The following is a 21,578-nucleotide window of genomic DNA, read 5'->3' as shown; positions in this document are numbered from 1 at the left end:
TCGGACATGCAGTACACGCAGCGGAAGTCGCAGCGGTCCGTCACCGAGACGCGCACATAGGTGATGGCCCGGCCGAAGGGATCGGTTAGGGCCTCAGGGCTAACCGCTCTCGCTGCAGAGATCAAAGCTGGATTCCTGACACCAAGGTCCTGATCTAGCCCCGTGTTCATCACTCCACAACTCCCATAAGGTAGCGGCTGCAACGACGAACGCCGTTCCTGTCTCAGATTCTACGAATTCTGCGACCATCTGCTAGATCATGGACGTTGCCTGCCGATAACCATCGACCACCTGTGCTAGCGCTGAGAGCGCCAATGTGATGGGATCCCGCGCCGACGGGATCAGGCCGAGCGGGGCAACGATGCGCGCAAGTGCCTCTTCCGGCAGCCCGCGTTCCCGCAGTGCGGCCAGCCGATTGGCGTGCGTTCCTCGACTTCCCATCGCACCGATGAAGAACCAGGGCTGGCTCAGAGCCTGTTCCATCAGCAAGGGCTCCCAGGCGTGGTCGTGGAACAGGAACACGAGGGCGCTCCACGGGTCCGCAGGAAGATGTGGTGACGAACGTGGGTTGGTGAGGAGGTTCGCATGCACACCGTGTGTCGCGGCCAGCATCAGCACCCGCTCATCGGGTGACAACAGCGTCGGTGCGATGCCGCAGGCCGCGGCGAGCCGAACCAGCGCAAGGCTCTCCGCTCCATGACCGACGACAACAAGCCCCAGCGGCGGGGCATACCAGGAGATGAACGTCTCTCCCTGCCAGCCAGGCACCTGCCGGGCTAAGCCAGGGAGAATGCACAAGCCGCCGACCCTGCCTTGCGCGAGAACCAGCGGTTCCCGTCCCTCGAGGCAGGCAACTGCCTCACAGATCTCGCCCGTATCAGGACTGGGGTGGAACAGAAGATCCACTCCGCCGCCGCATGGAAGCCTGATGTCGATGTAAGGGGAGCCCGCGCCGTAGCGCACCTGCCGGGGGCGCCCGTCCCGGATCGCCTCCTGTGCCTCGGCAACAACGGCGCCCTCGATGCAGCCGCCCGAGAACGAGCCGGCGAAGCGGCCGTCCTCCGCCACACCCATGAGTGTGCCAAGTGACCGTGACGACGATCCTGTCAGACCGGTAATCGTCACCAACGCAACATCTTGGCCGCGCTCCCCGGCTTCCATGACAAAACGCAGGACGTCGAGCGGCGTCGCGGCATCGGAAGTCACAAGCGTTTCGGGAAACCTGTCGGGCAGGTCATCGACTTGAATGACAGGCGCGCAGTGAAGCATTGTCCGTCCCCAATCCCATGATTAGGCCTATCGGTATCCCGGATCTTCCAATTATCCATCGCGCCTCCCGGTTTAAGCGGTCAGCACATCCTCGATGCGGATCGGCAGGTGACGCACACGTTTACCCGTCGCATGATGGATCGCATTGGCGATTGCGGGAGCCATCCCGACCAGCGCGATCTCGCCCAGACCCTTGACGCCGAGCACATTGACATTCGGGTCATGCTCGTCGACGAAGTACGCCTCGAGTTGCCCGATATCGAGGTTCACCGGCATGAGGTAATCGGCCATGTGGGCGTTTACGGGCCGTCCATCGCGTGCATCGAGGGCTGTCTGCTCCATCAGGGCCATCCCGATCCCGCCGATCATGCCGCCGGTGCACTGGCTCGATGCCAAACGCGGATTGACGATGCGACCTGCCCCGTAGGTACCGAGGGCCCGCCGCACCTGGATCGTGCCGACGTCCGGATCGATTGCCACCTCCGCGAACACGGCCCCGAACGAATGCATGGAGTAACGGCTGGCAGCCTCGGCATCGCGCTGGTTGGAGGCATGGGCCTCAACCGGCTGACCGCTGCTCGCCACGACGTCGCGGTAGGGTTGGCCGGATGAGGAATCCCCGAGCCGGCGCAGGTTGCTGCCGATCCACTCAATGCCATCCGGGGCCGCGCCGAAGACCGGGGAGCGCTGGTCCGCGACCGCGCGCCGGGTCACCTCGTCCCGCACTGCCAGGCAGGCGGCGCGGACCGCCGAGCCGACCGAGGCCATCGTCATGGAGCCGCCATGCGGGGGCGCGGGCGGGAAGTCCGAGCGCCCGATACTGACGCGAACCTGCTCGACTGGAATGCCGAGCGTCTCGGCGGCAACCTGCGTCATTGAGGTGTAGGTGCCTGGCCCCATGTCGCTTGCGGCGACCTCGACTGCGGCGGTGCCGTCGGCGTGCAGCCGGACACGCGCGCTAGCAGGGCCAAAGAAGACCGGATAGGTGGCGGATGCCACACCCATGCCGATCAGCAGCCGGCCATCACGCATCGAGCGTGGGGCCGGAGCGCGCTGGGCCCAGCCGAAGCGCTCGGCACCGAGGTCATAGCACTGCATCAGGGAGCGGCTGGAGAAGGGCTTGTTCTCACCTTCGTCCATTGTGGGCTCGTTGCGGCGGCGCAGCTCGATCGGGTCGATGCCCAGCGCGTAGGAGAGTTCGTCGATCGCGGACTCCAGAGCGAAGATCCCACTCGCCTCGCCCGGACCACGCATGTGGTTGGGAGTTCCGGTATCGAGCGGCGTCAGCCGATAGCTGGTATGCACATTAGGGCAGGAGTACATATAACTCGTAGCGGAGAGCAGCGCCTCGGTGAACTGCTCGTAGCGGCTCGTCTCGCCACTGCCCTCGTGGACGATGCTCGTGATCTTGCCGTCCCGGGTTGCCCCAAGGGCGACGCGTTGCAGGGTGCGTGGCCGATGACCGGTGGTGAAGAACATCTGCCTGCGGTTCAGGACGAGCTTGACGGGACGCCCGACTTGTCGGGCTGCCATGGCTGCAAGCGTTACGTGCGGCCATGTTCGTAGGGACGTCCCGAACGCTCCGCCGATAAAGGGGCAGATCACCTGCACGTTCTGGACCGGCATCCCGAAGATCGCCGCGATCTCGGCCTGCTCGTTCACCACGAACTGGCTCTTGCTCCACAAGGTCAGCCTGTCGTCATTCCAGGCGGCGACGACCGCATGCGGCTCCATCGGGTTATGGTTCTCGCGTGCCATGTCATAGGTCGCGTCGACTTTCACGGGCGCATCCGCCAGTGCCCGGTTGGCATCCCCACGCGACGTGTTGCCGTGCGCCCCTGAACCGGACGGTTCAACTGTTTGTGCTGCGGGGTCGTTTGCGTCGACGATCGGTCGCTCGGCCGCATAGCTGATGCGAAGAGCATTGGCCGCACGCTCCGCGTGATCGAGCGTGTCGGCCACGACGACCGCAACGGGCTGGCCGTAGAACCGGACCTGATCGTCTTGAAGGACATGGAGCCGCTCGCCGACGGCTGGGTCGATGAAGCTCTTATGCGGGGCATAGGCCAGGCGCGGAGCGTTGAGATGACTGATGACCTCGACGACCCCGGGCATGGTCCGCACCGCAGCTTCGTCCAACGCCGTCACCCGGCCGACGCCGGTCGTTGCGCCGACGATCACGGCATAGAGCTGGGCATGCTGGTTGAAGTCGGCCGCATAGTGGGCCGCACCTGTGACTTTTGCGCGCCCGTCAACGCGGGTCAGAGGTCTCCCGATCACGTGCGTTGTCATGCGACTTCTCCTGCCATTTCGAGAGCCCGGACGATGGTCCGTGGCAGCAGTTCGACCTTGTAGTGGTTATGTGACAGCGGACGCGTGCCCTCGAGTGCGAGGTGAGCGGCCGCCGCGAAGGCATCGCGACCTACCGGCTTGTCCTTGAGCGCCTCCTCCACCGCCCGCATGCGCCAGGGACGGGTGCCAACGCCACCGACGGCAACCCGGGCCTGGCGGATGGTCCCGCCTGCTGTCTCTAGAGCCACTGCCGCAGAGACGAGCGCGAACTCGTAGGAGGCACGGTCCCGAACCTTCAGGTAGCGGGCCTGCCGGGCGTACGGTCCGCCCGGCACCCGGATCTCGACGATCAGTTCGCCGGGACGCAGCGTGTGCTCGAGATGCGGCGTGTCGCCAGGGAGCCGGAAGAGTTCTTCCACTGGGAGGGTGCGCTCGCCTTGAGGACCTCGCACCCGCATCGTGGCACCGAGCGTAACCAGGGCGACGGCAACATCGGACGGATGCGTGGCGACGCAGTGATTGCTTGTTCCCAGGATGGCATGCCCGGCATTGAGGCCGTCGATAGCCGAACAGCCCGAGCCCGGATCGCGCTTGTTGCAGGCCGCATCCAGCATCCGGAAGTACGGGCAGCGCACCCGCTGCAACAGGTTGCCGCCCATCGAGGCCATGTTGCGCAGCTGCGGCGAGGCGCCCTCGATCAGGGACTCGGCGATCAGGGGCTGGAGGCGCTTTGTCTCCGGATGGGCCGCGACATCGCTCATGCGGGCAAGTGCGCCGATCACGAGGTCAGCCCCATCTGCGCGGATATCGGCCAGGGGAAGCGAGTTGATGTCAACCAGCCGCTCGGGCCGTTCGACCTCGTCACGCATCAAGTCGATCAGCGTGGTGCCGCCGGCGATATAACGGGCACCCGCGGCGGCGGCGCGGATCGCGTCCTGCTCGGTCCGAACTTTCTCGAAACTGAAAGGCAGCATCGTCAGGCCCTCCCTGCTGCGTCGGCAACCGCCGCGACGATCCCGGGATAGGCACCGCAGCGACAGATGTTGCCGCTCATCCAGAACTGGATCTGCTCGGGTGAAGTGGCGTGTCCCTCGGTGATGCACGCCACGCCTGACATGATCTGGCCGGGCGTGCAGAAGCCGCACTGGAACCCGTCGTGCTCAATGAACGCTGCCTGGAGCGGATGGAGCTCATCGCCCTGAGCCAAGCCCTCGATTGTGGTGATCTCGGCGCCGTCGTGCATGACGGCCAGCGTCAGGCACGAGGTCACCCGCCGTCCATTCACGAGCACGGTGCAAGCACCGCAGGCACCCTGGTTGCAGCCCTTCTTCGTTCCCGTGAGGTCAAGGCTCTCCCGGAGGACGTCAAGCAGCGACTGCCGGGGATCCAGTGTGAGCTGCCGCTCCTGGCCATTGACGACCAGTCGGACGTTCGTCGGGGACCCGGATGGCGGACTGTCCGGTGAGGCGGGTTGCGCGGTCGCCCCGGAGGCGGCGGCAAGGGACGCCGCTCCTCCGGCCATTTGCAGGATTGATCGGCGGGAAAGTCCACCCTGCGAGGCGTCAACTTTGGACGCTGAGGGTGGCTTGCCTTTCAGGGATTGGTGGTCAGACATGGTCATGCGGGCTCCTGGTCGGGATGCCGGCCGTGTTGGGCCGACGGCGTGTCGACACTCTGGGCACTACACGCCAAGCTTCTGCGACCCTGAGCTAGCTTTCCAGTGTCAGGAGTGCTGAATTTTGTACGTTAGTGCTCAATTTTGGGCTGTCGTCTATGACCCACATCACCGAACTTCACGGGGATTTGATGTAAAGGGATCCTGCACATGGGGTCCGGAGCTTATGGCCAACGCTTAGGCGTGTCCGTGGGGGCCGAGTCCCCGCCGACCATGAAGGTTCAGGTCCTGCAACGGGCGGAGTATGCGGCTACCCGTATTCGCTGGGACAACCGGGAAAGCGGGGCTTCGGCGCAGATCCAGCAGGAGGATGCACACCTCGTGTGCTTGCAAATTCGTGACATCCCGACCAATCCATATTGGGTTCATGGTTGCCTGATGCCGATGACCCCTGTGACGGGTTAGGCAGTCGACACTGCTGAACCCGAACCGCGAGCATGCCTCGTTCCGGCAGTCTCCCATAGATCGCGTGGTGAGGTATCTGCCGCAGAAGGCTCTTCATGGGTTAGCAGATGCGGTAAAGCCACAACCGCTGCCACAGAAGTGGCAGCGGTACCGTTTCCTCAAATCTGTTCCGGTGCCCTGGAGGCGCTGCCCCAACCACCGTAATGCTGCTTCCCAGGCTCTGGAGCTCCGGCGCTAATTCGCCGTTGCACGGCCGGCACGCCCACTGGCAAAGGACGCAGAGGCAGCTTCGCGTTGAAGCTGCGTCTGGACCTTGAGACGAGCGAACGCCTCGACATTGGCTCTGGCTCCTTCCACAGCCTGCTGGATTTCCCCAGATCGCACCTTGGCGTTGTACTCCTTGAGCACAGCGGTCACACTCATATCGCCATCGCTCTCTGCAAGAGCCACCGACGGAAGGGCACCGGCCAGTGCAATGCATGCAAGCGCTATTCTCATTGTCGTTTATCCTTATGTCTAGAAACCGTGTGAGGCTCAATCTCGCGACGTTCGCCGACCGGCATGACGAGACATTCTCTTGTGTGGAGAAATCAGTCCAATAGGTTTGATTGGCGGTATTGATCAGCCAGAATGATCAGCAGAATTGCTCTATCGGTTGCGACACACTGAGATTTCAGCAATCGAGGTCTAATGCGCAGTCATTTGACCGACGCCAAGGGCCTGCGTGGGAGTCGCGGATAGGCGGTACTTGATCCACGTCTAGCTGCTTCGCCGCATCAGCATGGACAGCGTACAATGAGGCCGAGCGAATAGATCATAGAGACACGTAGTTGCTTCGTGTTGGTTTGAGTGACACGTGCGCTGAGACGATGACGCGCCATGCTGCGGGGCAACGCCCTGTTGCACGGACAGGCGATTTGGCTGCCGGAACTGGATCGCATAGGAGGACTGTGCCTTCCAAATCTCGGATTCGACCGTGCCGTTCAAGACCAATGCCGCTCGCCGTCACCATATTCCCAAGCAGCGGCACCGAGTAATGAATTGGGCGGAGTACGACGCAGCCTTGCGCCAGCGGGGCAGCCTCACGGTCTGGTTCTCCGAGGAAGCAATTGCCGCTTGGCGGGCTGAACCTCGTACAACGCGAGGCGGTCAGCCGCATTACTCAGCTCTGGCGATCACGACAGCCCTAACACTCCGGGCGGTGTTCCGGCTGGCTCTGCGCCAAGTCGAGGGGCTGATTGGCTCGGTCCTCCAACTCCTCGGTCTGGACCTGCCGGTGCCGGATCACTCGACCCTGAGCCGCCGCGCCGCGACTCTGGAGGTTTCGAAGCCACATCCGAACTCCAGAGGACCCGTTCACCTGCTGGTGGACAGCACAGGCCTGCGGCTCGGTGGGCCCGGGGAGTGGCTGGTTGAGAAACACGGGAGCCGCAAGCGCCGATCTTGGCGCAAGCTGCACATCGGAGTCGACGCGGAGACTGGACAGATCCTCGCGTCCGAGTTGACGCCCCATGATGACGATGATGGCGGACAGGCCGAGGCGTTGCTCGACCAGATTACCGGTCCACTCGCCTCCTTCACAGGCGATGGCGCCTACGATCGGGAGGACATCTACGGTACCGTCGTCGAACGTCATCCCGATGCTTACGTGATCGTTCCACCACGATCAACGGCAGTGCTGAGCGAAAATGCGGGAACGGCTCCAACCCAGCGTGATCGGCATCTCCAATGTATCCATGAGCATGGACGCATCGGCTGGCAGAAGACCTCCGGATATACGCGTCGTGCCTTGGTAGAGTCGGCTATCAGCCGCTTCAAACGAGTGATTGGGAATGCCCTGCGCTCACGGACGGACCAGCGTCGTAGAATGGAGGTCACCATCGCCATTCATGCCTTGAACCGCATGCTTGAGCTTGGACGCCCGAAGTCCGTCCGCATCGCCTGACCAAAAGGGCATTGGGTGAGCGAAGTGCATTCACCAACCGATCCGTGCAACACGGTCATGGTGCGGTGGTCGTGGTTTGGCCGTCCGGTGCGCGGCCGCTCCGGCGGCAGAAGCGGCCTCAAGCGCCATCACTGCTCGTCCGTCAGTTCATAATGTGTCACTGCCTTCATGCGAGAGGTCGGGGACCTAAAAGCAGGGCGTGCGTCCTCGAACGTCGCTGGGTCACGAACAATTACGCCGGTTGAAGGAGCGTCTTCGCTTTGAGGAACTCTCGACACTTCGCCAGTCCCGGCCAGATCACCAACGATGCCCGAGCATGCGGCTTGAATGCCGGATTCAGATCCAGCATCTCCGAATGCATTCCAGGGTAAGGGCCCGGTCCAGGGCGCAGGAGAGCGTCAACCGCGCCGCTCAGAAGGTCTGCCATGTCGTCTGTAGAGGTCGCCCGCACGTAGGCAGGGGCTCGCTTAGTACCTGCAAGGCTTGCCAGCAACTGTTCAGGGTCATCCGTCAACAAAGGGGAGATCCCCAGGCGTAGGACCCTCCCTTGTAGGTCGGTCGTGAGGGCGTCAGCGGCCGCCGAGAGGCGTTCCAAGGCGTCACTGACGCCGGGCAGAAGCGCCTCCCCGTGGCTTGTCAAAACGAGGCTGCGATGGAGGCGCTGGAACAACGGCAGGCCGAGCACCTCCTCCAGGTGCTTGATCTGCTGGCTCACTGCCCCTGGCGTAACCGAGAGTTCCTGCGCCGCCAGCTTAAAGCTGAGGTGGCGACCGGCAGCCTCGAAGGCACGCAGGCCGTTGAGGGGCGGAAATCTATAACTCATGGGAGCCTCGAGACGATCAGCATCTGGGGCTCACAATAGAAAATCTAATCCAAATGTCGAGAAACAATCGTTTGAACACGATAGGCGCCTCGCTGCACAAGGAGGCACTCGCTCATAGGAGAGATAGATGCAGGTTCGCCCAATCAATGCCCACACCGTGCCGGTTCCGGCGACGGGGTACGTGCAAGCTCTTGAGATCACGGGCCACGAGCGCCTGCTCTTTGTCAGTGGTCAGACACCTGTCGACGCGAACGGCACTGTGCCCGGGGGCTTCGAGGCTCAGTGCAGACTAGCTTGGCGGAATGTCGAGGCGCAGCTCGCGGCAGCCGGCATGACGCTCGACAATCTGGTTATGCACCGGACCTATTTGGCTGATCGTAGCTACGCTCTGTTGAACCGGTCGGTGCGCAACGAAATCCTGAATGGTCGAAAGACGGCGTTGACCGTCGTAGTCGCCGGAATCTTTGACGAGGCGTGGTTGGTGGAGATTGAGGCGGTTGCAGCTGCCTGACCGAAACGCAGTCCTGAAGTAGGGCTTTGCAGACATGCCCTAGGTGTTCAGTCCCGGCATTTTGTGGAGTGGATTGAGCCTGAAGCGTTTTGGCTCGGCTGTCCAGATCTTGCAGATGTACTCGTAGGGTGTGAGGCCCTTCAGCGTCTTCAGACGCCGGTCGAAATTGTAGGCTGAGATGAAGTCATTGAGGTGCTGCCGCAACTGGTCATGGCTGTCGTAGTGATAGCGTTTGACCGTTGCGTCTTTGATGGTGCGGTTCATCCTCTCCACCTGCCCGTTCGTCCAGGGATGATTGATCTTGGTGAAGCGGTGCTCGATGCCGTTCTCGCGGCAGCGCATGTCAAACATATGCGTGATGTAGCGGGCGGTCGGGCCATCAGCATAGCGCGGCGGCAGCCGGAACTGGATGCCATTGTCGGTGAGCACCGTGTGGATTTTGTAGGGCACGGCCGCGATCAGGGCCACCAGGAAGGCCGAGGCGGTGACCCGGTTGGCTTTCTCCACCAACTGGGCAAAGGCGAACTTGCTGGTCCGGTCAATGGCCACAAACAAATAGAGCTTTCCTTGGGCAGTCTGCACTTCGGCGATGTCGATGTGGAAGAAGCCGATGGGGTAGCTCTTGAACTTCTTCTTGGCAGGCTTGTCGCCCTCCACATCCGGCAAGCGCCCAATCCCGTGACGCTGCAGGCAGCGATGCAGCGACGAGCGTGTCAGGTGCGGGATCGTGGGCTGGAGGGCATAAAGGCAGTCATCCAGCGGCAGGAGCGTGTGCCGGCGGAAGGCAACAATGACGGCCTCCTCATCGGCTGACAGGACAGTTGACTTTGGGCTCTTGGGACCGGTGGGCAGGTCAGCGACCGAGGTGCGTTTCTTCCATTTAGCGACGGTCTTTTGGTTGATGCCGTGGCGCGTGGCCAGGGCCCTCAGGCTTTCTTGACTATTCTGGATTGCGCGACGGACCGCCTCAGTCGTGGTGGCGCTGCCGTGGAGAACCTGGCCCATAGAGCATCCCTCCATTCAGGCGATAAGAATGCACCATCAAACCCTCGGATCAAACAACCCGCGAGGCCCTCAAAGGGGTCTGTCACAACGACGATGGTGCCTCAGGTCTACAGTCACTTTGTGGAGGCATCGTCAGGCTAGAAGGCGTACGACTGCCCGAATCCTCAGCCCCCTGATGGCCTTGTGCGTTCCACACAGCGATACCCAACGAGACACTGAGGAGTATCCGCCGTCGGGACCCAAGCAGGGTTTAAGGTCTCTCCCCGCACACATTGGGTCACCGCTGAGACATAACGGTCATAAGTCGTGGAGCCAGTGCTGAGGACAGCAGCCCCCTGAGAAGAAACCAGTTGCCGTGCCCCATTACAGGACATCTGTAGGGTCAGGGGACGGCCTTGGGCTAATGCACTAGACCCCATGCTCATGAGGACGATAGCAGCAGATACTACCTTCATGTGTTCCATCGCCGTTTCCTGAGGTGGGCATGTCGGGACAAACGTGGTCAGGGCATTCTCAGGCTATCAGCGACAGCACCGCCGAGAGGATGTTCATCACTACTACCGTTCCTGCAAACCATACAGGGATGGGTGGGCGAACCCGCTCAAAGGCAAAGTTGTCATTCGCGGAAGAAAGGAACTTTGAGGCTCTGACAGTCATTGTCTATCTCCCCAGGGCAGGAGGCAATAACGCTATCAAGAGGATGCCCTTGGGTTGTTCTATTGGCGGTGCGGGAACGCACGTTCAGCATAGCGGTTAGCTCAGACAGTCCCTCCCAGGAGCTCCACGGTATGAACAGGATCATCTGGATTATCGGAGCTATCGTCGTTGTCCTTGCTATCCTGTCCTTCCTTGGACTGAGGTAGTCTGGCCTCTGGAGGCCTGAATGACCTAACCTCGCCCTTAACTGAACTTAAGATTACTGAGGCGATGGAAGGCGGGACCGCAATATAGGGTGTTTGTCCCATCCGCTGTGACACCAGTGTGACAAGCTAAGCCTGGACCCAAGCCCAAAGTTATTTCGGTGCTGAAGGACTCACTTTATCATCATTGCTTCCGGAACAACGCTTGAACGTTCCGGATGAGGTGTATTGAGGTATTGAGGTGGCTCGGTTTGTCTGAACAGCGATTTCGGTCGGATAAGTGGAGCGTCTGCCGGGGTTAGGCTGCCGCGAGCTGCGGCAGCGGATGAAAGTAGGCTTGATCGGGTGTCCTCCGGTCAAGGGATGAATGAGACCTCCGGCTGTTGTAAAAGGTCAGATAGCGGCCAATCGAGGTGCGGGCCTCGGACACGCTGTCATAGGCCTTCAGATACACCTCTTCGTATTTGATGCTGCGCCACAGCCGCTCGACAAAGACGTTGTCGCGCCAGGCGCCCTTGCCATCCATGCTGATCGCGATGTCATTCTTGAGCAGCACGTTGGTGAAGTCATGGCTGGTGAATTGGCTCCCTTGATCGGTGTTGAAGATCTCAGGGCGGTTCTGTCGCAAACTCGGTTTTTACTTGCATATACTAGCGAGTTCGCGCTGGCCAGCTGCAGGGGAATCAACGACTTGGCGCCTCCGTCGAGACCAAAAATCGCGCTGAGATATGCTTATACTTCGAGTTTGCGTCAGAACCGATTTCCCAGCGGCCATCGCACCTGTGATGACAAATAGTCGAGGATAAGACATGGGCGAATGCTGGCCCAGAAGACGGGATATGCCAAGTCGTCATGTGTCCGATGGCGTAAGGACACGATTGAGAGCCGGCACCGCGCGGGCAGTTGTGGTCGCGGGTGTTTCCATTGCTCGGCAGTCAGCCGTACAACCCATAGACGGACGAAGACCAACCTGCGATGGTTTGCGGATGACAGCGTCAGCCTTCCACACCCGCGCCTCACTCAGCAACGATTTGAAGCATCTCGGGGTGCATGCCGGTGACATGATCATGGTGCACGCTGCCATGAGCCGGGTGGGACGGCTGCTCAACGGGCCGGACGCGCTCATCAGAGCCCTACTAGACGCGGTTGGGCCTTCCGGCACCATTCTCGCCTATACCGACTGGGACGGGGCTTACGATGAGCTGCTGGGCGAGGACGGGTGTGTTCCGCCCGAATGGCGCCCGCACATTCCGCCTTTCGATCCTTCCGCCTCCCGTGCGATCCGCGACAACGGAGTGCTCGCCGAGTTCATCCGCACGACCCCTGGTACGCGGCGCAGCGGCAATCCGGGCGCCTCTGTCGCGGCCATAGGCGCCCGGGCCGATTGGATTACTGCGGACCACCCCCTCGACTACGGCTATGGAGCGGGATCGCCGTTTGCCAAGCTAGTGGAGGCGGGCGGGAAGGTGCTGCTGGTCGGTGCCCCGCTCGATACGATGACGCTGCTCCATCATGCCGAACATTTAGCAGCCATCCCAAACAAGCGCCTGCGCCGCTACGAGGTGCCCTTGGCCGCACCTGAAGGCGTGACATGGCGCATGATTGAGGAATTCGACACTTCGGTGCCAGTTGTCGCCGATCTCGATGACGACTATTTCGCGCTGATCGTCCGGGAGTTCCTCGCCAGCGGGCGCGGTACGCAGGGCTTGGTTGGCGAGGCGCCATCAGTACTTGTTGATGCAGCAGCCGTATGCGCGTTCGCCGTTACTTGGTTGGCGCATCACGTTGACAGTTCGGGAGAGCCGACTGGCGGAGAAGGTACACCATTTTGATTTAAGCGCCTTCCAGAGGTTATTAGTTCGGCCATTTTCAGAGAAACAGCGTATTTCCACGAGGTGGCGATGGATAGACAAAACTCTGCGGCTTTGCCAGCAGGCGTGACCCGAAGAGTTCGCGAGTACCTCGCACTCCTTAAGACAGAGGACGCTACCTTCGTTCAGGGTGTCTATCTTGTTGGCTCTGTCGCCCTCGGCGATTTCCAGGAGGGACTAAGCGACGTCGACTTCGTTGCACTGGTTGCCGACGTCCCATCCAAGTCCCAGCTTGAAAGTCTAGCTCGGATCCACACCGCCATGGCAGCATCAGAGGGTCCGCACTTCGACGGCTTCTACATCGAACGGGCAAAGCTTGGGCGAGTGCCGGCCCTCAACGAACAGGCTCCCTTCAGCGTCAATGGGGTGTTTCGCGCCGGGGACCCCTGCTTCGAGATCAACCCGGCGACTTGGCTCTGCTTGGCCGAACATGGAATTACAGTGCGGGGCAGCCCACCACAGACCTTTGCCGTTGCGACGGATCCCGCCGCGCTCGTGGCTTTTCAGATCAACAATCTGAGAACCTATTGGGAGCCTTGGATTGAACAGGGCAGCACGGCTCTTGCTCGCAAGACAGCTGATGAAGCCGTGGATGCCGCGGTCTTGGCCTGGGGCGTCCTTGGAAGCCTGCGGATCGCCTGCACCCTTGGTACGGGCCGCATTGTCTCTAAGTCCGAGGCGGGACAATGGGGGCTAAACCAATATCCAGCACAGTGGCATTCCGTTATCCAGGACGCATTGTTGGTGAGGAGCGGCAAAGTCAGAGAGCTATCGGTGTCACGCTGTCTCGATGGCCTCAAGTTGATGCGGTATGTCGTAGCCGACGCGCTTACGGCAGCGAAAGTGTGGCCGGAACGAAGGACCGCGCCATGCGCGGCACACGGGGGAAAACTGTCGGATGGGCTGTAGCCAACCGAGGCTCTTGATATCTAAGATGTTTGAGAAGTCGGGCGACGCGCCCGACTTCTCGTTGGATTACGCCCGCACGCGTCCTCGGTAGCGCAACCGTCCCAGAGCGATCAGTACGATGACTGCCATGATCGACGAGGAGGTTGCGAGCGGCCATGCGGTGTCACCTTGCAAGCGGATCACGGCCAGCGTTCCGCCAATGCTCGCAATGAGGCTCTGCAGGCAGAAATGCAGCGCCACCGCCGACCCGTGGCCAATTTGAGTCAGACATTTAGCTTTCTAAACAAATATCAGGCATTTGGTAGCAAAGACCCCTAGAAGCCTTTCAACCTGCTGAATTTGCGTACTTTTTAGTCGGGAAAATTCCGATCAACTCCGACCCAGCCACCGGAGATGATCCTGGAAGGCGATCCGATAGCGGCCGCTCGTCAGGACGTGAGCCAGACTCAGTCCACGGGAACGAAGGCAGGGTTCCACACGATCTCCCACACATGCCCGTCGGGATCTTGGAAGTAGCCTGCGTAACCGCCCCAGAACGTGTCGTGGGCTGGCTTCAGAATCTTAGCTCCAGCCTTGCGGGCCTGCTCCATCACCTGGTCCACCTCGTCCTTGCGGGACACGTTGTGCCCGATCGTGAAACCCGTCGGGCACGGAGGTGTCTTCGGCAGTCCCGTGTCGTGGGCAACATCGTCACGAGCCCACACGGCCAGCTTCACCTGGGACTGAAGGTCGAAGAAGGCGACCGCTCCGTGCTCGAACTCCTTACCAACGATGCCTTCGGTCGGAAGCCCAAGACCATCGCGGTAGAACGCAACAGCCCGTTCCAGATCATCGACCCCAAGCGTCAACACCGAAATGCGTGGTTTCATTCGTCCTCCGCTCTCTGTTCTGACCGCCACAACGGGCCACAGCATGGCTGTGCCAGACGGAGCCGTCTTGAACAAAACGGCCACTCAGGCCATCAACTGGCGCACGAACTCGCCTGCTGTCATCCCACAGAGGGACTGGACCTCGCGCGTGAGGTGGGCCTGATCGGCATACCCGGCGCGGAGCGCGAGGAGGGCCAGTCCCTCATCGGCATCCGTTCGCGCGAGAGCCTGGAATCTCTGGAAGCGCAGGATCCGGTCGAGGGTCTTCGGGCCGTAGCCGAAAAGCTCATGGCACTGGCGGCGCAAGGTTCTCTCGCTGACCCCAAGGAGTTCGCGCAGCGTCTTGATCTGGCGCCCGTCGGCACTCGCGTCGGCCTTGAGGAACTCAAAGATCATCGCTGCCTCTTGGCGCTGATGCTCCACCCTCAGTGCCTCGGCGGCCACAAGTTCCTGCAAGACGCGGAGCTTGTCTCTCGTCGAGGACGCCGCTCTGATCCTATCCGCGATGCAGTCGGCCGCATTTCCCCAGAACTCTGCCATCGGAACTTCCCGCCCGACGATCTCCGTCAGAGGCTGTCCCAACCACTTGGCTGCCGATCCTGGTCTGAAGCGAATGCCGAGAACGATGGAGCCCGGCGCCAGTTCTGGAGTCGCAGCAGTGATGTCGGGACCCACGACCGTGAACCGATCGTCCCGCCAGAGGAGATCGACACAGCCGTCGGGAACGACCGCAACAGGTCCCGAATGGTCCGGGAAAACTGAACTCATCCACACGCACTGGAAATGTGGGAGCAGACGGAGGATTGGAGAGGCCTCCACATAGCGCCCGGCCCGGCTGGCCAGAGTCGGCGCATGTTCACGCGGCATGACAGATCAACCCTCCTGAACGGTCCCGGGCCATCGGCAACATGCCACTCGGAAGGATCATCCTCAATAGGCCGAAACATGGCCCACCAAAGAAGCGGCTGCTCGATGGTTGATCCGTAAGCAATGCATCGCACCGTTGCGACCTCCGAGAGGGGCCTGTGGGTCGCCGTTACATCAAGCAAGTAAAGACTATTTTGCCCCTAGGCCATCCTTGTTTAGGTCGTTGAAAGGCATGATCGGGTGGTTGTGCAAGGAGCCGTGCAGGCAAGACAAATTCATTGATGTGACATCCTCACCAGCGATCTGATTAAGCGTCCGTTTGGATTACGAAGGATCCAGGAGACGGGGGCCTGCACCTTGTTCAGAGAGTTCGTCGAAGGGGTTGCGCAGCGGACATGCCGCTGTCGACAGGCAGCCACAACCGATGCAGTCCGTGAGCTGATCCCGCAGACGTGTAAGCCGGGCGATCCGTTCATCCAGCTTCGCCTTCCACTGCGCCGATAACCGGCTCCAGTCGCCCGCCGTCGGTGTGCGGCCCTCGGGCAGGGTCGCGAGCGCTTCGCGGATCTCCGCCAAGGGGATGCCAGTCCGCTGCGCCACCTTGATAATCGCTACGCGGCGCAGCACCTCGCGTGCGTAGCGGCGTTGGTTGCCTTGGCTGCGAAAACTGCGGATCAGCCCCTTTTGCTCATAAAAGTGAAGCGTAGATACGGGCACGCCGCTGCGGTCTGCCACTTCGCCCACCGTGAGTTCCCGGTGGAATGACTCGGGGGTCACCCTGGCCATGCAAAATCCCTCTTGACCTCAACTTTGCTTGAGGTTTTATCAACCTGTCTCCCCATAGGCAATCATGGAGAGACGACGCGATGAATACCCCCCTCAAGCTTGTGCTGATCTACGGCAGCACACGGGAAGGCCGCTTCTGCGACACCGTCGCGAACTGGGCGGCCGAGGAGATCTGGTGCCGGAATGATTTCCACCTCGATGTGATCGATCCAGCCGAGTTGGGGCTACCGTCTAGCCAGGGGCAGGACGATGCTGCCGCCCTGGCGGAACTGAGGCGGCGTTTGGGTGCGGCGGATGCCTTTGTCGTCGTCACGCCAGAGTACAACCATGGCTACCCTGCCCCGCTGAAGTTCCTAATCGATTCAGCTCATCGCGAGTGGCAGGCCAAGCCCGTGGCTTTCGTGTCCTACGGCGGCATCTCGGGAGGCCTACGGGCGGTCGAACAACTGCGCCTAGTCTTTGCCGAGTTGCATGCCGTGACGCTGCGGGACAGCGTAAGTTTCGCCAATCCCTGGGTGAAGTTCGATGCCAACGGGCGCCTGCTTGAGCCTGATGAGCCTCGCAAAGCCATGGCAACTATGCTGGCGCGTCTGCGCTGGTGGGCGCAGGTTCTGCGCGAGGCGCGCCAGGTGGTCCCCTACGGTGAGGTGGCGGCATGAATCCGGTAAGCCCTACGAAGCTGGCGGGGTCCGCTGTCCCGGCTCGTGACCAGAGCCTTTCCCATGCTGGGGCTCAGCGGCATCCACGCGGCCCCACCCTCACCCTGCTCTTTGTCAGCGCCCTGACGATCATGGCAGCGACGGCAATCTCCCCTGCCCTGCCCGCGATTGAAGCGACGTTCGCTGCCACTGAGAGTGCGGCTCTGCTGACGCGGCTCCTTGTCACCATGCCAGCCCTCGTTATCGCCATCGTGGCACCTGTGGCTGGAAGCCTGACTGATCGGTTTGGCCGCCGGCGGGTGCTTGTGAGTTCTATCCTCCTTTACGGCTTTGCCGGATTGTCGGGTCTTGTGCTCGACAGCCTGCACGGTCTTTTAGTCGGTCGAGCCCTGCTTGGTGCGGCGGTAGCCGGGATCATGACGGCCTCAACTGCCCTCGTCGGTGACTTGTTCTCCGGGGCCGAGCGGGACCGCTTTATGGGCTGGCAGGCCGCCTTTACCGGCATAGGAGGCCTGCTGTTCATGACCGTTGGAGGCCTTTTGGCAGAAGCCAGCTGGCGCATGCCGTTTGCTATCTATGGCTTCGCCTTCCTAGTCCTGCCTGCCGTCCTGGTTCATCTGGCGGAACCGAAGCGCGGGGAACGCTTATCCGGTTCTGAAGGTTTATCGAGGATTCCCTTGATGGCTGTGACAGCGCTGTATCTGGCAGGTGCCTTCAACAGTGTCATCTTCTACCTCATTCCGACTCAGCTCCCCTTCTACCTGCACTCACTCGGCGTCAATGCGCCGAGTCTCATTGGCGTGACGATCGGGGTGTTCACTCTCTCGAGTGCGATCACCTCATTGGTCTACGGCAAGGTCAGGCAGCATGTCCCGCTTCTGGGGATGTTTGTCCTCGGATTCAGCCTCATGGCCGCCGGCTATTACGTCATGGCTTCCGCTGCCTCACACAGTCTGGTTCTCGCCGGGCTTGTGATCACAGGAGTTGGCATGAGCGGAATCATGCCCAGCCTCATGGCAGGTGCGATGTTGATTGCTCCTCCATCATCCCGCGGGCGTATTGCCGGCGGGCTGACAGCCAGCATCTTCTTGGGTCAGTTTCTGTCCTCGCTGGTGAGCCAGTCTTGGATTGAATGGTTCGGCTATCAGGCTACGTTCCGGGATATGGGGACAGCACTGATAGCGTCAGCATCGATAGCAATTGTGGGAGTGATACTGAGCAAGCGCGAGCCTGCAAAACTGGACCTCGATTGAGCGACACTAGCCTTGATCGCATAACACTCAAGAAAACGCCTTGGCGGAGGTGCTGTCTGAAAACCTCAACCAAGGCGCCTGCGGCCGATTTAGGGAGAGACCGCGGCTCGGAAGATCGAACGCTTAGAAATCGCGTCAACGCAAATCAACCGAAAACGCCCTGACAGAGGTAGCCATACGGAGTTCCCTGTCAGGGCGAATGTTATGATGCCGGTTGCAACACCACGTCAGGATAATGCCTAACGTGTTCCGCCGGTTCAATCTCAGGCTGTGCACAAGCAGAATTGCCCCGGCAGGAGGCTGAGCACCAGACCTCCCACCAGAGCGCTTGCGATGTGTTCCGGCATCGCAAGATCTATGTAGACACGGCTCTTCCGTGCCGATGTGTGGCACCGCACACGATCAGTCGCGAGCGCGATCATCGGAGAAGACAAGTCAGCCGGACCGCTAATCAGTCCGACTCCTGTCGACGCCTATGTCGCGCAGAATGTGAGGGCTGACTTCCCGCTTCAGCGCCTCGACCAACTCGAAGGTCAGTACGGGCTGCTTGTGATCATTCGCGGGCTTGCGCGGAACGCGAATGAACTCAAAGCGGAATGCTAACCCTACCAAGGGCAGAGGGAATACGGTCGGTTTCATCGGAGCCACCAGCAGCAAAGGATGTGACGAGGAGAGCGGCGCGTTGGCACGTGCAAAGTCGCATAAACATGTAACGCCTCCTCTGGCTGGGGCTGTGAACCGTGCGGAAGATCCGCGGGGCATGTTCAATATCAGAGTTCAGTAGTTTCGACTACCCCTTAGACGCACAATAGTTGATCTCGCCTGCGTGATTACTGCAGGGCGATGGACTCAAGCGGTAATAGGTGCATACCGATGTGCTGTTTGCGGGGACACTCACACCACGAGCATTGGCTTCGTCGCAAATCCGGAGCAGGGGCGAGAGAGGAGCAGGTGTTCATGACGTACTCAGGTAGCGAGCAGATCGAACTGTTCCGCCAATGACGGCTGTGGATTGTAGGCGCACTTCGCCTGCTGCTTACGCATCATGTGTATCATCTCAATGACGCCACGAGCAGTGCTAACGGATTGGAAGCCCAGCATCGGCCGCACCCGCCTCTTAATGGCGCGATGATCCTGCTTAATTCGATTGTTCAAGTAGGCACTTTGCCGGATGCGAATGGGTTCAGGCGGCGCCTTGATCGATTCTGGAGCCGGTCTGTAGTATCGCAGGACAGGATGGCTTCCCGGTTCGTCTGGCTGCCGTCGATCACGATCCGTTCAGGCCGGCCATGCCGTTTCAGGGCTTTGCGTAGGAAACGCTTGGCTGCATCCAGATTGCAGCGTTCGCTGAACCAGAACTCGACCGTGTCGCCGTTTCTGTCGATCGCTCGATACAGGTACATCCATCGTCCGGGGACCTTAACGTTGGTTTCATCGATGAGTCATCTGCCCGTGGCGTGGCGCTTACGTGAGTTAAAGCGCTTCAGATGTTCGGGCGCGTAGCGGATAACCCATCAGTGAATGGTCGCATAGTCGACGGAGATGCCGCGCTCAGCGATCATCCCCTCCAAGTTCCGAAGGCTCAGATTCTAGGCCAAGTACCACCGCACGCAGAGCAGGATCGCGGATCGATTGAAATGCCCGCCCCTGGAATGTCGGAGCAAAACTCAGCGTCTCAGCTCCAACGGCATAGAGATGATCGAACAGACGCTCCATGGATTGTCCTCTCCTCACGCGGTCTCACCGATCCGGCTGTCATCGAAGTTGGTGACCATCGCCGTGATAGTAGCCATCAGGGCAGCGATCAGAACGATTCCCGCAGCGGTCGCCCACCCATAGATCCCGATTGCGCCACCGACTGCGACAGGACCGATTACCTGGCCGAGATTGCTGCCCTGCATCACCAGACCGATGATCACAGGAGCAAGTGCAGCGGATGGTGCTAGAAGCGGCGCCGATGAGTTCAGGGTGGCTGGGATCAGTCCGCCAACACCGGAGAATAGAATGCAGAGCAGGAAGGTCGGCGTATCGCCAAAGACCTGCAGGAAAATACCGATTCCGGTAATACCCATAATCAGGTACGCCCCGGAGAGGAGCACAGAGCGACTGGTGCCACGAGCGAGCAGGTAGCCCGCCGCGAGATTGCCGATGATGTTCGCGCCGGTGGCCAGAGCACTGAGCAGCCCGGCGGTACCGTGCGCGATCCCCATCTGCTCCATCAGCAGCACCGGGAGAAAGCTGAACAGGGCAAAGAACATAAGGCTGTAGCAGGCAAAACAAGCTGCCAGGAGAACGGGCTCCCTGCTTGTCAGCACCCGCAGCGCATCGGATGCCGCGCTCCTCCACGAGACTGACACGCGTTCTGGTGCAGCCGGGACAATCGCCAACCCCGCCACGATGGCTGCTGCCGCCAGACCTGCATTGCCCCACCAGAGCGTGCGCCAGTCGCTGAACAGCGGGCCCGCGAGCATGGCAAGCGCCATGCCGGCTGGCATGAAACAGCTCCACAGCGCGAAGGCAATGTCACGCTGCCCGTCCCCCACGATCCGGTTCAGGATGGCAGGGCCGGCAACAGTGACGAGAAGAAAGCCGAGGCCTTCCAGAACCCGCGATGCGAGAAGCACGGAGTATCCAGGTGCGGTCGCGCCGATGATGGTGCCTAGGACGATCGATGCGAGGCCCAGGATCAGGACCCGGCGATCGCCAGCGCGAGTGACGAGTGTACCGGCGGGGATCCCGCCGACGAGACCAAGAACGGCAAAGATCCCGGTCAGCCAACCGGCAGCCGCGAGATCAAGGCCCAAGTCCACCCGCAGCAGGGGGGTGGCAATGGCCGCCTTGCCAAGCTGGACCGCAGTGAGGATGCCGGCCCCCACCACCACACTGACAACGCCCCAATGGGTGTTCCGCGGGATCTCTGCGTACGCTGCTGTGGTCATCACGCCGCCTCTTTCAGTCGGGCAGCGGCCAAGGCGCGAGCGATCGTGGCAACGTGGTAGCCCTGAAAGCTTGCTCCTGACAGTTCGTTGGCGCTAGGCTGGCGATCTCCCCCTTTGCCGTCATCGGCCAACGTTGAGGCACCGTAGGGTGAGCCGCCGGTGATCTCGTCCATCCGGTTCTGGCCCTTGAAGGTGTACGGCAGTCCGACAACCACCATGCCGAGGTGGAACAGAACGTTATGGACGGACAGGATTGTGCTTTCCTGTCCACCATGCTGGCTTCCGGTGGAGGTGAAGACGCTCCCGACCTTGCCCACCAGCTTGTCCTCGAACCAGAGGCCGCCGCACTGGTCGAGAAAGTTCTTCATCTGGGATGCCATATTGCCGAAGCGCGTGGGCGTGCCAAAGATGATCGCGTCGTAATCGGCCATTTCGGCAACAGTCGCGATCTCAGCCGGCTGATCGCGCTTGTACCCGGCTCTCTGGGCAATGTGGTCGGGGACAAGTTCCGGAACGCGCTTGACCACGGTGACAGCTCCGGCATCCCGAGCACCTTGGGCAACGGCTTGCGCCATCGTTTCGATGTGGCCGTAGGACGAGTAATACAGCACCAGCACCTTCGTCATTGATCTTCCTCTGC

The 21,578-nt window shown here is 61.0% G+C and carries 20 protein-coding genes and 2 pseudogenes; 6 read left to right on the top strand and 16 right to left on the bottom strand.

What is annotated here, in order from left to right; all coding sequences use genetic code 11:
* Positions 1-252: 252 nt before the first annotated feature.
* The 5 genes from AC0QTX_RS23840 to AC0QTX_RS23820 all read right to left on the bottom strand — a co-directional run bounded on the left by AC0QTX_RS23840 (position 253) and on the right by AC0QTX_RS23820 (position 6,139).
* Positions 253-1,269 (bottom strand): XdhC family protein, encoded by a 1,017-nt coding sequence (locus AC0QTX_RS23840; protein ID WP_474606296.1) that lies wholly within the window; start codon positions 1,267-1,269, stop codon positions 253-255.
* A 72-nt stretch (positions 1,270-1,341) separates the two neighbouring features.
* Positions 1,342-3,561 (bottom strand): xanthine dehydrogenase family protein molybdopterin-binding subunit, encoded by a 2,220-nt coding sequence (locus AC0QTX_RS23835; protein WP_474606295.1) that lies wholly within the window; start codon positions 3,559-3,561, stop codon positions 1,342-1,344.
* The gene (locus tag AC0QTX_RS23830) at positions 3,558-4,535 is read right to left on the bottom strand and encodes an FAD binding domain-containing protein (protein ID WP_474606294.1); all 978 of its coding nucleotides are present in this window, start codon (positions 4,533-4,535) and stop codon (positions 3,558-3,560) included. The genes AC0QTX_RS23835 and AC0QTX_RS23830 overlap by 4 nt, the downstream gene beginning before the upstream one ends.
* 2 nt (positions 4,536-4,537) lie before the next feature.
* On the bottom strand, positions 4,538-5,083 hold the full coding sequence (locus AC0QTX_RS23825) for a (2Fe-2S)-binding protein (RefSeq protein WP_474606297.1): 546 nt from the start codon (positions 5,081-5,083) through the stop codon (positions 4,538-4,540).
* A gap of 792 nt (positions 5,084-5,875) precedes the next feature.
* On the bottom strand, positions 5,876-6,139 hold the full coding sequence (locus tag AC0QTX_RS23820; RefSeq protein WP_474606293.1) for a hypothetical protein: 264 nt from the start codon (positions 6,137-6,139) through the stop codon (positions 5,876-5,878).
* 478 nt (positions 6,140-6,617) lie between these two features.
* On the opposite strand from AC0QTX_RS23820, the gene AC0QTX_RS23815 reads away from it, so the two are divergent.
* Positions 6,618-7,586, top strand: a complete 969-nt coding sequence (locus AC0QTX_RS23815) for an IS5 family transposase (protein WP_474606292.1) — start codon at positions 6,618-6,620, stop codon at positions 7,584-7,586.
* A gap of 232 nt (positions 7,587-7,818) precedes the next feature.
* On the opposite strand, the gene AC0QTX_RS23810 is transcribed toward AC0QTX_RS23815, so the two are convergent.
* Positions 7,819-8,409: a LysR family transcriptional regulator gene (locus AC0QTX_RS23810; protein ID WP_474606291.1), complete on the bottom strand. Its 591-nt coding sequence runs from the start codon at positions 8,407-8,409 to the stop codon at positions 7,819-7,821.
* A gap of 127 nt (positions 8,410-8,536) precedes the next feature.
* On the opposite strand from AC0QTX_RS23810, the gene AC0QTX_RS23805 reads away from it, so the two are divergent.
* Positions 8,537-8,920, top strand: a complete 384-nt coding sequence (locus tag AC0QTX_RS23805) for a RidA family protein (protein ID WP_474606290.1) — start codon at positions 8,537-8,539, stop codon at positions 8,918-8,920.
* 39 nt (positions 8,921-8,959) lie between these two features.
* On the opposite strand, the gene AC0QTX_RS23800 is transcribed toward AC0QTX_RS23805, so the two are convergent.
* The gene (locus AC0QTX_RS23800; RefSeq protein ID WP_474606289.1) at positions 8,960-9,925 is read right to left on the bottom strand and encodes an IS481 family transposase; all 966 of its coding nucleotides are present in this window, start codon (positions 9,923-9,925) and stop codon (positions 8,960-8,962) included.
* A gap of 1,158 nt (positions 9,926-11,083) precedes the next feature.
* A pseudogene (locus AC0QTX_RS23795) lies at positions 11,084-11,410 on the bottom strand (transposase); the annotation flags it as partial.
* A gap of 361 nt (positions 11,411-11,771) precedes the next feature.
* Between AC0QTX_RS23795 and aac(3) the strand changes: the two are divergent.
* Positions 11,772-12,617 (top strand): aminoglycoside 3-N-acetyltransferase, encoded by an 846-nt coding sequence (gene aac(3), locus AC0QTX_RS23790; protein ID WP_474606288.1) that lies wholly within the window; start codon positions 11,772-11,774, stop codon positions 12,615-12,617.
* 69 nt (positions 12,618-12,686) lie between these two features.
* On the top strand, positions 12,687-13,565 hold the full coding sequence (locus AC0QTX_RS23785) for an aminoglycoside adenylyltransferase domain-containing protein (protein WP_474606287.1): 879 nt from the start codon (positions 12,687-12,689) through the stop codon (positions 13,563-13,565).
* Between the two features lie 66 nt (positions 13,566-13,631).
* On the opposite strand, the gene AC0QTX_RS23780 is transcribed toward AC0QTX_RS23785, so the two are convergent.
* The 4 genes from AC0QTX_RS23780 to soxR form a co-directional block, all read right to left on the bottom strand.
* Entirely contained in the window at positions 13,632-13,805 is a 174-nt protein-coding gene (locus AC0QTX_RS23780; protein ID WP_474606286.1) for a hypothetical protein, read from the bottom strand.
* Positions 13,806-14,011: 206 nt separating this feature from the next.
* On the bottom strand, positions 14,012-14,434 hold the full coding sequence (locus AC0QTX_RS23775; RefSeq protein WP_474606285.1) for a VOC family protein: 423 nt from the start codon (positions 14,432-14,434) through the stop codon (positions 14,012-14,014).
* An 84-nt stretch (positions 14,435-14,518) separates the two neighbouring features.
* Positions 14,519-15,301 carry a helix-turn-helix domain-containing protein gene (locus AC0QTX_RS23770; protein WP_474606284.1) on the bottom strand — a complete coding sequence of 261 codons (783 nt, stop codon included), beginning with the start codon at positions 15,299-15,301 and terminating at the stop codon, positions 14,519-14,521.
* Between the two features lie 324 nt (positions 15,302-15,625).
* A complete protein-coding gene (gene soxR / locus AC0QTX_RS23765) occupies positions 15,626-16,087 on the bottom strand; it encodes a redox-sensitive transcriptional activator SoxR (protein WP_474606283.1) in 462 nt (153 codons plus the stop codon).
* A gap of 80 nt (positions 16,088-16,167) precedes the next feature.
* Between soxR and AC0QTX_RS23760 the strand changes: the two genes are divergently transcribed.
* Both AC0QTX_RS23760 and AC0QTX_RS23755 read left to right on the top strand, forming a co-directional pair.
* Positions 16,168-16,746, top strand: a complete 579-nt coding sequence (locus tag AC0QTX_RS23760; RefSeq protein WP_474606282.1) for an NADPH-dependent FMN reductase — start codon at positions 16,168-16,170, stop codon at positions 16,744-16,746.
* Entirely contained in the window at positions 16,743-17,999 is a 1,257-nt protein-coding gene (locus AC0QTX_RS23755) for an MFS transporter (RefSeq protein ID WP_474606281.1), read from the top strand. The genes AC0QTX_RS23760 and AC0QTX_RS23755 overlap by 4 nt, the downstream gene beginning before the upstream one ends.
* Positions 18,000-18,446: 447 nt before the next feature.
* Here AC0QTX_RS23755 and AC0QTX_RS23750 read toward each other — a convergent pair whose 3' ends face one another.
* The 4 genes and pseudogenes from AC0QTX_RS23750 to wrbA form a co-directional block, all read right to left on the bottom strand.
* Positions 18,447-18,638: a hypothetical protein gene (locus AC0QTX_RS23750; protein ID WP_474606280.1), complete on the bottom strand. Its 192-nt coding sequence runs from the start codon at positions 18,636-18,638 to the stop codon at positions 18,447-18,449.
* A 327-nt stretch (positions 18,639-18,965) separates the two neighbouring features.
* Positions 18,966-19,663: pseudogene (locus AC0QTX_RS23745) on the bottom strand (IS6 family transposase).
* 66 nt (positions 19,664-19,729) lie between these two features.
* Positions 19,730-20,938: an MFS transporter gene (locus tag AC0QTX_RS23740; protein WP_474606279.1), complete on the bottom strand. Its 1,209-nt coding sequence runs from the start codon at positions 20,936-20,938 to the stop codon at positions 19,730-19,732.
* Positions 20,938-21,564 (bottom strand): NAD(P)H:quinone oxidoreductase, encoded by a 627-nt coding sequence (gene wrbA, locus AC0QTX_RS23735; RefSeq protein ID WP_474606278.1) that lies wholly within the window; start codon positions 21,562-21,564, stop codon positions 20,938-20,940. Before wrbA ends, AC0QTX_RS23740 begins: the two co-directional genes overlap by 1 nt.
* Positions 21,565-21,578: the final 14 nt, after the last annotated feature.

The organism is Microvirga sp. jy35 (assembly GCF_056148915.1).
This window is presented reverse-complemented; position numbering and strand designations above follow the sequence as displayed.

What these genes read in the sequence shown, in the direction of transcription:
- AC0QTX_RS23840 (WP_474606296.1), bottom strand. Translation starts at nt 1,269, where the DNA reads ATGCTTCACTGCGCGCCTGTCATTCAAGTCGATGACCTGCCCGACAGG.
- AC0QTX_RS23835 (WP_474606295.1), bottom strand. Translation starts at nt 3,561, where the DNA reads ATGACAACGCACGTGATCGGGAGACCTCTGACCCGCGTTGACGGGCGC.
- AC0QTX_RS23830 (WP_474606294.1), bottom strand. Translation starts at nt 4,535, where the DNA reads ATGCTGCCTTTCAGTTTCGAGAAAGTTCGGACCGAGCAGGACGCGATC.
- AC0QTX_RS23825 (WP_474606297.1), bottom strand. Translation starts at nt 5,083, where the DNA reads ATGGCCGGAGGAGCGGCGTCCCTTGCCGCCGCCTCCGGGGCGACCGCG.
- AC0QTX_RS23820 (WP_474606293.1), bottom strand. Translation starts at nt 6,139, where the DNA reads ATGAGAATAGCGCTTGCATGCATTGCACTGGCCGGTGCCCTTCCGTCG.
- AC0QTX_RS23810 (WP_474606291.1), bottom strand. Translation starts at nt 8,409, where the DNA reads ATGAGTTATAGATTTCCGCCCCTCAACGGCCTGCGTGCCTTCGAGGCT.
- AC0QTX_RS23805 (WP_474606290.1), top strand. Translation starts at nt 8,537, where the DNA reads ATGCAGGTTCGCCCAATCAATGCCCACACCGTGCCGGTTCCGGCGACG.
- AC0QTX_RS23800 (WP_474606289.1), bottom strand. Translation starts at nt 9,925, where the DNA reads ATGGGCCAGGTTCTCCACGGCAGCGCCACCACGACTGAGGCGGTCCGT.
- AC0QTX_RS23785 (WP_474606287.1), top strand. Translation starts at nt 12,687, where the DNA reads ATGGATAGACAAAACTCTGCGGCTTTGCCAGCAGGCGTGACCCGAAGA.
- AC0QTX_RS23775 (WP_474606285.1), bottom strand. Translation starts at nt 14,434, where the DNA reads ATGAAACCACGCATTTCGGTGTTGACGCTTGGGGTCGATGATCTGGAA.
- AC0QTX_RS23770 (WP_474606284.1), bottom strand. Translation starts at nt 15,301, where the DNA reads ATGCCGCGTGAACATGCGCCGACTCTGGCCAGCCGGGCCGGGCGCTAT.
- soxR (WP_474606283.1), bottom strand. Translation starts at nt 16,087, where the DNA reads ATGGCCAGGGTGACCCCCGAGTCATTCCACCGGGAACTCACGGTGGGC.
- AC0QTX_RS23760 (WP_474606282.1), top strand. Translation starts at nt 16,168, where the DNA reads ATGAATACCCCCCTCAAGCTTGTGCTGATCTACGGCAGCACACGGGAA.
- AC0QTX_RS23755 (WP_474606281.1), top strand. Translation starts at nt 16,743, where the DNA reads ATGAATCCGGTAAGCCCTACGAAGCTGGCGGGGTCCGCTGTCCCGGCT.
- AC0QTX_RS23750 (WP_474606280.1), bottom strand. Translation starts at nt 18,638, where the DNA reads ATGAAACCGACCGTATTCCCTCTGCCCTTGGTAGGGTTAGCATTCCGC.
- AC0QTX_RS23740 (WP_474606279.1), bottom strand. Translation starts at nt 20,938, where the DNA reads ATGACCACAGCAGCGTACGCAGAGATCCCGCGGAACACCCATTGGGGC.
- wrbA (WP_474606278.1), bottom strand. Translation starts at nt 21,564, where the DNA reads ATGACGAAGGTGCTGGTGCTGTATTACTCGTCCTACGGCCACATCGAA.